Below are 13,446 nucleotides of genomic sequence, written 5' to 3'. Positions count from 1 at the left end.
GGGCAGCACGCCGTCCTCGGAGCCGCCGGGCACGGCGAGCGTGACCGCGGCGGCCACCACGACCAGCGCGATGAGCAGGAACCAGAACACGGCGACTCCCCGACTGCAGAAACTGTCCGGCTCCGATCGTGCCATGCGCGACTGACAGTTAAGGTCGCAGGCGACCGATGCGCGACAGAGGAGATGACGATGGCAAGGCCGCTGAGGCTCGGACGGCGCGAGTTCGGCCCGTACGAGCCGGTGATCATGGCAATCGTCAACCGGACTCCCGACTCCTTCTACGACCAGGGCGCCACGTTCCACGACGAGCCAGCGCTCGTCCGTGTCGAGCAGGCCATCGCCGAGGGCGCTCAGATCGTGGACATCGGCGGGGTCAAGGCCGGGCCCGGCGAGGAGGTCACGGCCGAGGAGGAGGCGCGGCGCACGGTCGGGTTCGTGGCCGAGGTGCGGCGCCGTTTCCCCGACGTGGTCATCAGCGTGGACACCTGGCGGCACGAGGTCGGCGAGGCGGTCTGCGAGGCGGGCGCCGATCTGCTCAACGACGCGTGGGGCGGGGTCGATCCGAAGCTCGCGGAGGTCGCGGCCCGTTACGGGGTCGGGCTCGTGTGCACGCATGCGGGCGGTGCGGAGCCTCGGACGCGGCCGCACCGGATCGCGTACGAGGACGTGATGGCCGACATTCTCAAGGTGACCGTCGGGCTTGCGGAGCGGGCGCTGGGGCTGGGGGTTCCGCGGGAGTCGATCCTGATCGATCCCGGGCACGACTTCGGCAAGAACACGCGGCACAGTCTGGAGGCCACGCGCAGGCTCGGGGAGATGGTGGAGACCGGGTGGCCCGTGCTCGTATCGCTCTCCAACAAGGACTTCGTGGGCGAGACGCTGGACAAGCCGGTGAAGGAGCGGGTGGTCGGGACGCTGGCGACGACGGCGGTGTCGGCGTGGTTGGGGGCGCAGGTGTATCGCGTGCATGAGGTGGGTGAGACGCGGCAGGTGCTCGACATGGTGGCGGCTATTGCTGGGCACCGGGCTCCGGCGGTGGCTCGGCGGGGGCTGGCCTGAGCTCCTCGCGGCTCGCGGCCTGAGCGTCCCCTGGGGGCTCTGCCCCCGGACCCCCGCTGGGGGCTTCGCCCCCCGGCCCCCATGGCCCCCGCTTGTCGCGCGTGCGGGTTCGTCGTGGGTGGGGGGGCGGGTGCTCGCTCCCATGCCCCCTGCTCGTCGCGCCTGGCTTCGCTGTGGGGGCCGCTTCGTGTGCGGCTTTCCGCCGGTGCGTCGTGCGCCTGCTGTTTCGTTGCGGGTCGGGGCCGGGGTGGGGTGCTTGCTCATTCGGGCAATGGCACCGTTCCCGCGAAGGGTCGCCGCCGACGCCGGGGGTGCCCGAATGACAATGCACCCCACCCCGTCCCCTTACGCCGTCGAGCGACTGACGGCCGGTGCGGTGTTCCGCTCGCACGGTTGCCTTGTTCCGCCGTCACGCGACTGACGGCCGGCGGGGTGTTCCGCTCGCACGGTTGCCCGGTTCCGTGGTCGCGCGGCTGACGGCTGGTGCGGCGCCCCACACTGCACGTCATCGCCACCCGCCGCCCCGCAACCACCGGCCGGCGGAACGTCCCGCCCCTCAGCACCATCCCCTGACCCGCGGCCACAAGGCCAGTGGGACATCCCGCCCTACACCTCGGCGCCATCCACTGACCCGCGGCCACAGGCCGGTGCCCCGCACTGCACGTCGACACCACCACTGACCCGCGAGCACAGGCCGGCGGAACATCCCGCCCCGCACCTCAGCGCCATCCGCTGACGCGCGACCACCCCTTCGTCCACGCACCAGGGGTGCAGGGGGCGGAGCCCCCGCCACGGCACGGCACCGCAAGAGCACCGCAACCATCCCGGCTTCACGCCATCCCCCACCCCGCACGCCCCGCTCCCCCGAACCCCACCCCTCCCACTCCGCCCCCTCACCCCACCGGGGAGCCCAGGACTCCAGGGGCCGATGGACCGCCCCACCCCGCACCTCAGCACCATCCCCTGACCCGCGACCACCGGCCGACGGAACATCCCGCCCCGCACCTCGGCGCCAACCGCTGACACGCGACCACCCCTTCGCCCACGCATCAGGGGTGCAGGAGGCGGAGCCCCCGCCACGGCACGGCACGGCACGAGCACCGCAACCATCCCGGCTTCACGCCATCCCCCACCCCGCACAACCCGCTCCCCCGAACTCCACCCCACCCCTCCCACTCCACCCCTCACCCCACCGAAGAGCCCGGAGCTCCAGGGGCCTGGGGGCCTGGGGGCCTGGGGGCGGAGCCCCCAGTTTCGGGAAGGGGCGGGTAGGGGAAAAGGTGCCCGCCGCAGGCGCCACCCGCCCGCACCCGGCAGCGAGACCGCGCCCTCACCGGAGCAACCCGAGCACACCCGGCAGCGAGACCGCACCCTCACCGACGCAACCCGAGCGCACCCGGCAAACAAGGCCGCACCCCCACCGGCACAACCCGAACGCACCCGGCAACAAGACCGCACCCTCACCGGACCGCACCCGGCAAGGAGAGCCGGGAGCCGTACCCGAACGGGTACGCGAACTGGCCGCGAAGAACGCCCAATTCGCGCAGGTGAAGCCCGTGATAAAGCAAACATAAGGCTCTGTTACGGTTGCCGGAAATTCACACTGCTCGCACAAGGAACACGATGACCACTCCGCCGCCGCCCGGCCCCGAATCCCCCTGGGCCCCGCCGCCCGCCGACGCTGCCGGTCAGTACCAGGCGTTTCCCCCGCCGCCGCCCGGCGCCGGTTACCCGATGGCCCCGCCCGCGGGCCCGTTCATGCAGCCGCGCAACGGTCTGGGCACGGCCGCCCTCGTCACGGGCATCATCGGCCTCGTCCTCGCGATCACCATCGTGCTGTTCTGGGTCGGCGCGATCCTCGGTGTGCTCGGACTCGTCTTCGGTTTCATAGGCATGGGCCGCGCCCGCCGCGGTGAGGCCACCAACAAGGGCGCCGCGCTCGCCGGTGCGATCACCGGCGGTATCGCCGTGGTCGTCGCCATCGCCGTACTGGCCTTCACCGTGTGGTTCGTCAACGAGGCCGGCGAAGAGCTCGACAAGGCCATCAAGGACGCGTCCTCGTCCGCGCCGAAGGACCCGACCGAAGAGGCCACCGACGCCGGCGAAGAAGCGCCGAGCGCGTCCGCGGACTCCGGCGACCCGGCCGCGTTCGGCGACTCCTGGGAGTACGAGGACGGCGTCGCGGTCACCGTCTCCGCGCCGAAGGCGTACACGCCGGACCAGTACGCCGCGGGCCACGAGAAGGGCAACAAGGCCTACCAGTTCACGATCACGATCGAGAACGGCAGCAAGGAAAAGCTCGACATCAGCGGCGCGTTCCCCAGCCTGCGTGACGGCAAGGGTTCCGACACCGAGATGATCTTCGACGGCTCCAACGGCACCAAGCCCTTCGAGGGCACGGTCCTGCCCGGCAAGAAGGCCACCGCCAAGTACGCCTTCTCCGTCCCGGCCGGCGCCGAGAAGGAGCTCCAGCTGGAGATGAGCCCCGAGATCCTCGAGTACGACGACGCGATCTGGACGGGCTCGGCCAAGTAACTCCCCCACGGGTCCCGGGACCTCGGACCCTACGGCGACGGGTCCTTCGGCGCAGGAATCAGGCAGGAATCCGGCTAAGGCGGCCATAAAAGGCTGGCACCTTGGTCAGGTCCCCGTTTCCGCACCGAAGGGCCCGTTCGTCATGATTCCGCCGACGTACCTGCCGGCCCTGCGCCACGGTCTCGCGACCGCGGCTCTGGTGCTCGCGGTGGTCGCCGTGATCGCCTCCGTGACCGGCATCGGCTCCGTCGGGCGTGAGCACCATGCGACGGACCGCGGCACCGAGGTGCATACGAGCCCCTGCCCACGGGACACGGACACAGGCACCGACGGCGACGCCGGCACCGGCACCGGTTTCCACGAGCAGGACGTCGTCGTCCCGTAGGAGCGGACCCGGGACCGTACGACTCATGGCAGGCGCCACGACCGTACGAGCCCTCAGAGCTCGACCGAGGCCGCCACCGGCAGGTGATCGCTCCCGGTCTCCGGCAGCGTCCACGACTTCACCGGCTCCATCCCGCGCACCATGATCTGGTCGATCCGCGCCATCGGGAACGACGCCGGCCAGCTGAACCCGAACCCGTCCCCCGCCGCACCCTGAGTGGAGCGCAGCTGGGAGGTGACCGGGGACAGGGCGCGGTCGTTCATCGTGCCGTTGAGGTCGCCGAGCAGGATGAGCTTGCGGACCTTGTCGTCGCGGATCGCGACGCCGAGCGCCTCCGCGCTGTTGTCGCGCTGACCGGCCGTGAAGCCGGCGTTCAACTTGACGCGTACGGACGGCAGATGGGCCACGTAGACCGCGAACTCCCCCTTCGGGGACTCGACGGTGGTGCGCAGCGCTCGGGTCCAGCCCATCTTGATGTCCACGGACCGGCTGTCGCCGAGCGGGTACTTGCTCCAGACGCCGACGGTGCCCTCGACCGCCCGGTACGGATAGGTCTCGGCAAGCACCTTCTTGTACGTGGGCAGCGCCTCGCCGGTGAGCTCCTCGAGGGCCACCACCTGGGCGCCGGACGCGGCGATCTTGCGGGCGGTGCCCTCGGGGTCGGCGTTCTCGGCGTTGACGTTGTGGGTCGCGACCGTGAGGTCGCCGCCCGCGGAGGACTTGTCGAAGATCAGGCCGCCGAAGAGGTTCACCCAGACAAGGGCCGGAAGCAGCACGGCGATCAGGGCCGTGGCCGACCTGCGGACCACGGCGAGCACGAGCAGCACCGGTACGAAGAGTCCCAGCCACGGCAGGAAGGTCTCGGTGAGCGAGCCGATGTTGCCGATGCGGTTGGGGATGCGCGAGTGCAGCGCCATGATCAGGGCGAGCAGCACCGCGAGGGCCGCGACGACGAGCCCGCGGCGCCAGACGGACCGGTCCCGGAAGCCTCTGCGCCAGTCGTCGAGCAGGCGCCGGACACGGGAGCGGTGCTCAGGCCCCGAGCCGCTGGTCCCCGTCTCCGTCATATACGCCTGCGCCATACCGTCGCCTCATTCGCCGTGCACACCGTCCTCGTACCCGTTCGACCCTAGGTGATGGCGGTGCCGTGCCTTGCCGTCACACCTTCAACGGGGAGAGCGTCCCCGGGACGGCCGTACTGCTACGAGGACGGCGGGCGGCGGCGGGCAGTTCCGTCTTACCGGCGGTCACGGCCCGCTGTGACGAAACCCGCACATCAGAGGCGTATCGCCGCCGGGAACAAGCCGTCCGGAACCAGCCGTCCGGAACAAGCCGTCCGGAACAAGCCCTCGGGAATCACCCCTCAGGAACGCGTTCCCAAGAACGCGTCTCAGGCCCGCAGCCCTTCGATCACGGTGTCCACGACGGTCTCCGAGAGGCCGTCGGGCAGGGGTGCGTCGTGGCTGAGGATGGTGCGCGTGAGCAGAGGGCCGGTGAACAGGTCGGCCATCACCGAGAGATCGACGTCGCCACGGAGCTCGCCCGACTCGATCCCGCGCTTGAGCACCTGCGTGAGCCGGGCGCGGCGGGTGGCCACGATCTCGGCGTGGTAGAGGTCCCACAGCTGCGGATAGTTCTTGGCCTGGGCGAGCAGGCTCTGCAGCAGCGCGGACGAGCGCTTGGCGAGACCTCGGTGGCGGATCCCTTCGAGGATGACGACGAGATCATCCCGTACGGACTCACCGGGAAGCTCCTGGTCGGGTGCGTCCACCACCCGCATGACCTCGACGAAGAGCTCCTCCTTGCCCTTCCAGCGGCGGTAGATGGTGGCCTTGCCGACACCGGCCGTGCGCGCGATGCGCTCGATGGACATGTCGCCGAGCGAGACGCCCTCCTCCAGGAGGCTCATCACGCCCTCGATGATGGCCCGTTCGACCGCCTCGCTGCGCGGACGCCCGCGCACGGCCGGGGACCGGCTCTCCTCGTGCCACGGTTCCGGCCGGTCCCTCAAGCTCATGCGCCGCGCTCCCCTTCTGTGTGCGTACGCGTACGGACCCCTGCGCACGCGTACGCCATTGTCGTGCAGCCGGGAGCTACCGGCCCGCACCCACCGGCTCGGACGCCTCGGACGGCGCGTTCTCGTCCTTCGGCGGGCGGCCCGGCAGGAACAGGGCGACCACCACGACACCGACCAGGGCGACGCCCGCTCCGCACAGGGCGGTGATGTGCATCGCGTCGAGGAAGGCGTTGTAGGCCGGGGCGACGAGCGCTTCGCCGCGTTCGCCGAGCGAGCGCGCGACGCCGAGCGTCGCCTCGATCGACTCACCGGCCGCGTGCTGCGCCTCGGGCGGCAGCGCGGTGAGGTGGCCTTCGATGCTCGAACGGTACGAGGCGGAGAGCACCGAGCCGAGGATCGCGATCCCGAGCGCACCGCCGACCTGCCGGAAGGTGTTGCTGAGCGCGGAGGCGGAACCGGCCTTCTCGCGCGGCAGGGCCTGCATGATGACCACGCTCACGGGGGTCATGATGTGCGCCATCCCCGCGCCCATCAGGAAGAAGATCACTTCGAGCAGCCAGATCGGGGTGTCCGCGTCCAGGGTCGCGAACGCGGCGAGCGTCGCGGCGATCACCAGCAGCCCCGTGGTGCACACGGCACGGTTGCCGAAGCGGTCGACGACGAGCCGGGCGCGCGGCGCGAAGATCAACTGGGCGGCGGCCAGCGGGATCAGGAGCAGACCGCTCTGCAGCGGGCTGTATCCGCGCACGCTCTGCAGATAGAAGACGGAGAAGAAGGTGACGCCCATCATCGCGAAGAAGACCAGGGCGATGGCGCCGATCGCGGCGGAGAACACCTTGTTCTTGAAGTAGGTGATGTCGATGGACGGATGGTCGCTGCGCTTTTGGTGCAGCACGAACAGGACGAGTACGACGAGCCCGGCGGCCATGGTGGCGAGCACCAGCGGGTCCGCGAAGTCGGCGATGCGGCCGCCTTCGATGATCCCGTAGACGAGCAGCACGAGACCGAGGATCGACAGGAGCACACCGAGCGGGTCGATACGGCCCGGGCTCGGGTCCTTGGAGTCCGGCACGAGCACGACCATCAGGACCAGCGCGAGCGCGACGATCGGCACATTGATCAGGAACACCGAGCCCCACCAGAAGTGGTCGAGCAGCAGTCCCCCGGTGATGGGGCCGATCGCGATCGCGAGACCGACGCCGGCGGCCCAGATGCCGATGGCCTTGGGCTGCTCCTCGCGTTCGAAGACGTTCATCAGGATCGCGAGCGTCGCGGGCATCACGAACGCGGCGCCCAGACCCATCACGGCACGGAACGCGATGAGCATCGCCGGCGATCCGGACTCGGCCGCGAGCAGCGAGCCGACACCGAACACGGCAAGACCGGCGAGCAGCATCTTCTTGCGCCCGAGCCGGTCGCCGAGCAGTCCGGCGGTGAACAGCAGGCCGGCGAAGACCAGCGTGTAGGAGTTGATCGCCCACTCCAGCTCGCCCTGACTGGCGCCGAGTCCGGTGGGTTCGGGTTCGGAGATGGTCTTGACCGCGACGTTCAGGATCGAGTTGTCGAGCACCACGATCAGCAGGCTCAGCATCAGCACACCGAGGATCGCCCAGCGGCGCCGGTGCACTGCCTCCGGTATGCGGGGTGGTGTGGCGGGAGTCGTCGTCATACGGACGAGCGTAGACCCATTTCGATACGACACCGTCTCGTATTGGAAAGCCTTAAGGAGTCTTTACCTGTACGGGCCCGTACGTGACGGCTGTGACGGCGGGCTCGGGGGTGCCCTAGCCCCGACCGCCCCCGGGATGCCACCATGGGAGGTGATCCGGGGACGCCGTGAGGGCGCCTCGAGATGACTGAAGGAGCCGTTGCCATGACGCAGTTTTCGGCTGCCCAGACGCCTGCCGCCTCCGGGGAGAAGCAGGCCACCGACAGCAGCAAGGCGCTGTACGGGGGCAAGTCCAACCGCCGTGTCACCGTCCGCGATCTGATCGCCGCCAAGGAGCGCGGCGAGAAGTGGCCCATGCTCACCGCGTACGACGCGATGACCGCCTCCGTCTTCGACGAGGCCGGCGTCCCCGTCCTGCTCGTCGGCGACTCCATGGGCAACTGCCACCTCGGGTACGACACCACCGTCCCCGTCACGCTCGACGAGATGACCATGCTCTCGGCCGCGGTCGTACGGGGGACCTCGCGCGCCCTGGTCGTCGGCGATCTGCCGTTCGGCTCGTACCAGGAGGGCCCGGTGCAGGCGCTGCGCTCGGCGACCCGCCTGGTCAAGGAGGCCGGCGTCGGGGCCGTGAAGCTGGAGGGCGGCGAGCGCTCGCTCGCGCAGACCGAGCTCCTCGTGCAGTCCGGCATCCCCGTGATGTCCCACCTCGGCCTGACCCCGCAGTCCGTGAACACCATGGGCTACCGGGTGCAGGGCCGCGGCGACGAGGACGCCCACCGGCTGCTCCGCGACGCGAAGGCGGCTCAGGACGCCGGCGCGTTCGCGCTGGTCCTGGAGCTGGTACCGGCCGAGCTCGCGGCCGAGGTCAGCCGCTCGCTGCACATCCCGACCGTCGGCATCGGCGCGGGTCCCGACTGCGACGCGCAGGTCCTCGTCTACACCGACATGATGGGCCTGACCTCGGGCAGGATGCCGCGCTTCGTGAAGCAGTACGCGGATCTGCGGGCGCAGATGGTGCGCGCCGCGCAGGAGTTCTCCGAGGAGGTCGTGGGCGGCACGTTCCCGCGCGAGGAGCACAGCTTCCACTGATGCCCGGCCACTGAGGCCGCATCTGAAGACCATCGCGGCACCACGCGGGCCCGCCGACTTTCCCCCGGTCGTGCGGGCCCGTCGCCTGTCCGGCCGCAGGTCGGGCGCCGGTCCGGACGCAGGTCGGGGCCCGCCTCCAGGTCCTCGCCCAGCGCGCCGACCGCCGACCGCCGGCTGCGGCGCGTCCGCGCCACGGCTGCGCTCGACCCAGGTCTCCGACCGGGATTCATCGGCCCCTGACCTGCCCGGATCGGCGGAATATCGGTCTCCGCACGCCCCTGTCGGTGACGTGTCGGTGGCCTGTCGGCGGGGCGCTCCAGAGTTGTCGGCATGACGCGATCCGACAAGAACCCGATCCCCGGCGGCAACGCCGTCACCGTACGAGGACTGGTCAAGCACTACGGCGGTCCCCAAGGAACACGAGCGCTCGACGGCGTCGACCTCGACGTCCGTGAAGGCACCGTCCTCGGTGTGCTCGGCCCGAACGGCGCCGGCAAGACCACCCTCGTACGAGTCCTCTCCACCCTCATCCAGCCCGACGCGGGCTCGGCCTTCGTGGCCGGGTACGACGTCCTCACCCAGCCCCGGCAACTGCGCCGCAAGATCGGCCTGACCGGTCAGTACGCCTCGGTCGACGAGAAGCTCTCCGGCTTCGAGAACCTGTACATGATCGGGCGGCTGCTCGACCTGTCCAAGGCCGGCGCGAAGAAGCGGGCGAACGACCTGCTCGAGCGCTTCTCCCTCACCGAGGCCGCCAAGCGCACCGCGGGCACGTACTCCGGCGGTATGCGCCGCCGCCTCGACCTGGCCGCCTCGATGATCGGCCAGCCCGCCGTCCTCTACCTGGACGAGCCCACCACCGGCCTCGACCCCCGTACCCGCAACGAGGTGTGGACCGAGGTCAAGCGCATGGTCGGCGAGGGCGTGACCGTCCTGCTCACCACCCAGTACATGGAGGAGGCCGAGCAGCTGGCCTCCGAGCTCACCGTGATCGACCGCGGCCGGATCATCGCCGAGGGCGGGATCTCCGAGCTCAAGGCGAAGGTCGGCGGCCGCACCCTGCGCATCCGCCCGGCCGACCCTCTGCAACTGCGCACCATGGCGGCCGACCTGGACGCCTCGGGCCTGACCGGCCTCGCCACGGCGACCGTCGACACCGAGACCGGCACCGTGATCGTGCCCGTACAGAGCGATGAGCAGCTCACCGCGATCGTCGGCCACCTGGCCGCCGCCGGTTTCGCGCTCGCCGACATCGCCACCGAACTGCCCAGCCTGGACGAGGTGTTCCTCTCGCTGACCGGCCAGAAGGCCAGTGCTCCGCAGGACGCGCCCGCCCGTGAACTCGAGGAGGCCGCCGTATGAGCACCGCCACCCTTCACAAGCCCGAACCCCTCGACCAGCCACCTCTGCACGCCGGAGAGGCCGACGGCCGCATCGGGGTGCGGGCCAACCTGCGCCACACCGGAGCCCTGATCCGCCGCAACCTGCTGTGGATCAAGAAGGACCCGGAGTCGATGTTCGACGCCCTCCTGATGCCGGTCGTCTTCACCCTGCTCTTCGTGTACGTCTTCGGCGGCTCGATCGGCAAGGCGATGGGCGGCGGCCAGGACGCCTACGTCCAGTACGTGATCCCCGGCATGCTCGCGATGATGTCGATGTCGATCGCCCAGGCGGTCGGCACCGGCTTCAACGAGGACTTCCACAAGGGCATCATGGACCGCTTCCGGTCCCTGCCCATCGGACGGGCCTCGGTCCTGATCGCCAAGATCTCCGTCGAGATCCTGCGCATGCTGATCGCCACCACGGTCCTGATGATCGTCGCCGTACTCGTCGGCTTCGACATCGAGAACTGGCCCGGCCTGCTCGCGGCCGTCGGACTCTCGCTGCTCTTCGGCTCGGCCGTGATGTGGATCTTCCTCGTCCTCGGCGTGACCATGAAGAGCGCCCAGTCCGTGCAGGCGCTCGGCTTCCTGGTGATGATGCCGCTGCAGTTCGGCTCGTCGATCTTCACCCCGACGCAGAACATGCCGGGCTGGCTGCAGAACTTCACCGAGTACAACCCGATGTCCGGTCTCGCGGACGCGGCCCGCGGTCTGATGACCACCGGGCACCCGGTCGCCCACGGCCTGTGGGTCACGCTGGCCTGGACGGTCGGACTGACCGTGGTCATGGCTCCGTACGCCATCTACAAGTTCGCGAAGAAGAGCTGATGCGCACCTCCCCCACATCTGATCAGCCCTGATCCGCCCGTCGGATCGCGTCCGAGCGGTACGGATCAGAAACCTGAGCCGCAGCGCACAGCGGCTCAGAACAAGGCGGCGGCCTCCTCCACGGAGAGGCCGCCGCCTTCCGTGTGCGCTTGTTCGTACGCCTCGTCATCGAGCTGCCTGCGGATCAGCGCCTCGGCCTCCTCGCGCAACTCCCGTTCGAACTGCGGCTGCACATGCCGCGCGGGCCGGTGCGCGTCGGCCGTGCCGAGCAGCCGGGCCGCCGACAGGGCGCGCTCCTCGCCGCCCAGGCAGGCCAACGCCTTGGCCGCGAGGGAGAGATGGGACGAGGCCAGCTGCGGCATCACCATCTGCGACATCGGTTCCATCGCCTGGACGAGGGCGCTGCGCGCATGCTCGAGCGCCGACGCATGGCGGCCCTCGATCGTGTCGAGCCAGCCGAACATCCCGTCCAGCATGCCGCGGAACATCAGGATGGGTCCGGACAGGAACTGATCACGCAGCCAGAGCAGATTCCGGCGCGCCTCCTCCACGCGGCCGGTGCGGCCCAGACGCAGGGCGAGATAGAGGCGGGCGAACGCCTGCGGCTCGCTGAGCGCGGGATCGGCGTCGTCGACGATCTCGCGCAGCATGCGCTCGGCCTCGTCGCCGCGGTCGAGCTCGAAGAGCGCACCGCCGGCCAACCGGGCCTTGAGCACCATCACCTGGGTGCGGGCGCCCATGCGTTCGGCATGCGCGATGGCGGCCAGGTAGTCCTCGCCGGCCCGTTCGAACTCGCCCTGCCGCTCCCAGCCCTCACCGCGTGCCGACAGCGCCTCGGCCTGGCCCCAGACGTCACCGAGTTCGGTGAAGAGGGCGAGCGCCTCGTCGGCGTTCGCCACGGCATCGCTCGACCATTCACTGCGGTTGGCAAGGATGTTGGCACGCATCTGCAGCGCCCCCGCCAGCTCCCAGCGGTAACCGAACCGACGGCAGGCCTCCACCTGTTCGGCACTGAACTTCAGGACGTCGAAGGGCTCGCCGCTCATCAGGCGCGCGAAGAACCAAATGGATCCCGGCATCCTGCACACCTGTGGCATGCCCGACCGGTACGTCGCCACGACGGCGCTCAGGGTGTCGTTGTTGTCGCCCGTCCACAGGTCGTGGCCGTGGTCCATCGTCGCCAGCTGGATCAGCCTGGCTCCGCGCCGCGCCTCCGCGAACACCTCGGGGCTCATCGGCGGCGGTGAGTCCGTGCACCGTTCGTACACGTCGGGGGCGGGCTGCACCGGGTGGGTGAACGGTTCGGGGCCCAGCTCCACCGCCGCGGTCGACCAGTGCTGGGCCTCGGCCCGCTGGTCACGCATCTGCCAGTACCAGCACAGCCCGTGCACGAGGCTCAGCGCCTCCTGCTGGTCGCGCAGGGCGACGGCATGGCGCAGGGCGTTGCGGAGATTCTCGTACTCGGTCTCGATCAGCGCGATGGCCTCGGCCTGACGACTGCCCCGCAGCAACGGATCGGTGGTGCGGGCGAGTTCGCGGTAGTGCACGAGATGGGCGCGCTCGGCGAGCGCCCGCTCCCCGGCCTCGTCGAGACGTTCGGCGGCGTACTCGGCGACCGTCTCCAGGAGCCGGTAGCGCATCTCTCCGTTCGCCGAAGGGGCCGCCACCACAAGGGACTTGTCGACCAGCGAGCCGAGCAGATCGGTGACGTCGCGCCGGTCCACCATGAGGTGCAGATGGCACGCGGCGTCCCCGTCCGTCTCGGGCACGGCTCCGCAGACGGCTTCGGCGGCGCTCAGGTCACAGCCGCGCGCGAACACCGACAGCCTGCGCAGCACGGCCCGTTCCGGGTCGTCGAGCAGGTCCCAGGACCAGTCCACGACGGCCCGCAGGGTCTGCTGGCGGGGCAGGACCGTACGGCTGCCGCTGGTGAGCAGGCGGAAGCGGTCGTCGAGCCGGTCGGCGATCTGGCGCGGGGTGAGCATCCGCAGACGGGCGGCGGCGAGTTCGATGGCGAGCGGCTGGCCGTCGAGGCGGCGGCAGATCTCCTCGGCCGCCGCGCGGTCCTCGTCGACCGTGAAGCCGGGCCGGGCGGCCGCCCCGCGCTCGCCGAGCAGCCGCAGCGCCTTGGCTTCGGGCAGCGGTCCGAGCGGGCGCACCAACTCGCCCGGTACGCCGAGGGGTTCACGGCTCGTCGCGAGCACCGTCAGGCCGGGGCAGCGGGCGAGCAGATACGCCAGCATGTCGGCGGCGGCGACGACCACATGCTCGCAGTTGTCGAGGACGAGCAGCAGCTCGCGCCGCGCGCAGTGTTCCACCAGGCGTACGAGGGGGTCCTGGCCGCTGCGGTCCACGGACCGCAGCTCTTCGGCGCCGGCTCCGTACAGGACGGTCTCGCGGGCGCCGAGCGCGGTGAGCACCGCTTCCGGAACGGCCTCGGGGTCGGCGTCGGCGCTCACCGGCGCGAGCTCGGCGAGCC

Annotated in this window: 10 protein-coding genes and 1 pseudogene; 6 read left to right on the top strand and 5 right to left on the bottom strand. The window is 70.5% G+C overall.

Annotation, left to right across the window (positions count from 1 at the left end; translation table 11 throughout):
- Positions 1-135, bottom strand: a pseudogene (locus tag JAO81_RS43015) (cell division protein DivIVA); the annotation flags it as partial.
- Between the two features lie 54 nt (positions 136-189).
- On the opposite strand from JAO81_RS43015, the gene folP reads away from it, so the two are divergent.
- The 3 genes from folP (at position 190) to JAO81_RS33855 (ending at position 3,979) form a co-directional block, all read left to right on the top strand.
- Positions 190-1,059, top strand: a complete 870-nt coding sequence (gene folP, locus JAO81_RS33865; RefSeq protein WP_199551813.1) for a dihydropteroate synthase — start codon at positions 190-192, stop codon at positions 1,057-1,059.
- 1,623 nt (positions 1,060-2,682) lie between these two features.
- Positions 2,683-3,594, top strand: a complete 912-nt coding sequence (locus JAO81_RS33860; RefSeq protein WP_199551812.1) for a DUF4190 domain-containing protein — start codon at positions 2,683-2,685, stop codon at positions 3,592-3,594.
- A 142-nt stretch (positions 3,595-3,736) separates the two neighbouring features.
- On the top strand, positions 3,737-3,979 hold the full coding sequence (locus JAO81_RS33855; RefSeq protein WP_199551811.1) for a hypothetical protein: 243 nt from the start codon (positions 3,737-3,739) through the stop codon (positions 3,977-3,979).
- Positions 3,980-4,032: 53 nt separating this feature from the next.
- On the opposite strand, the gene JAO81_RS33850 is transcribed toward JAO81_RS33855, so the two are convergent.
- The 3 genes from JAO81_RS33850 to JAO81_RS33840 form a co-directional block, all read right to left on the bottom strand.
- A complete protein-coding gene (locus tag JAO81_RS33850) occupies positions 4,033-5,061 on the bottom strand; it encodes an endonuclease/exonuclease/phosphatase family protein (RefSeq protein WP_199551810.1) in 1,029 nt (342 codons plus the stop codon).
- A gap of 308 nt (positions 5,062-5,369) precedes the next feature.
- Entirely contained in the window at positions 5,370-5,996 is a 627-nt protein-coding gene (locus JAO81_RS33845) for a TetR/AcrR family transcriptional regulator (RefSeq protein WP_199551809.1), read from the bottom strand.
- A 76-nt stretch (positions 5,997-6,072) separates the two neighbouring features.
- On the bottom strand, positions 6,073-7,665 hold the full coding sequence (locus JAO81_RS33840) for an MFS transporter (RefSeq protein WP_199551808.1): 1,593 nt from the start codon (positions 7,663-7,665) through the stop codon (positions 6,073-6,075).
- 204 nt (positions 7,666-7,869) lie between these two features.
- Here JAO81_RS33840 and panB point away from each other — a divergent pair, with 204 nt between their 5' ends.
- The 3 genes from panB to JAO81_RS33825 all read left to right on the top strand — a co-directional run bounded on the left by panB (position 7,870) and on the right by JAO81_RS33825 (position 10,967).
- Positions 7,870-8,757: a 3-methyl-2-oxobutanoate hydroxymethyltransferase gene (gene panB / locus JAO81_RS33835; protein ID WP_199551807.1), complete on the top strand. Its 888-nt coding sequence runs from the start codon at positions 7,870-7,872 to the stop codon at positions 8,755-8,757.
- 330 nt (positions 8,758-9,087) lie between these two features.
- Positions 9,088-10,119, top strand: coding sequence for an ATP-binding cassette domain-containing protein (locus tag JAO81_RS33830; RefSeq protein WP_199551806.1), 1,032 nt, complete (start codon positions 9,088-9,090; stop codon positions 10,117-10,119).
- Positions 10,116-10,967, top strand: a complete 852-nt coding sequence (locus JAO81_RS33825; RefSeq protein WP_199551805.1) for an ABC transporter permease — start codon at positions 10,116-10,118, stop codon at positions 10,965-10,967. Before JAO81_RS33830 ends, JAO81_RS33825 begins: the two co-directional genes overlap by 4 nt.
- Before the next feature lie 95 nt (positions 10,968-11,062).
- Here JAO81_RS33825 and JAO81_RS33820 read toward each other — a convergent pair.
- On the bottom strand, positions 11,063-13,446 hold a 2,384-nt coding region (locus JAO81_RS33820; protein WP_199551804.1), incomplete at its 5' end, for an AfsR/SARP family transcriptional regulator.

Origin of the sequence: Streptomyces sp. N35, assembly GCF_016464295.1 — a bacterium.
In the GTDB taxonomy this organism is placed as follows: Bacteria; Actinomycetota; Actinomycetes; order Streptomycetales; family Streptomycetaceae; genus Streptomyces.
This window is presented reverse-complemented; position numbering and strand designations above follow the sequence as displayed.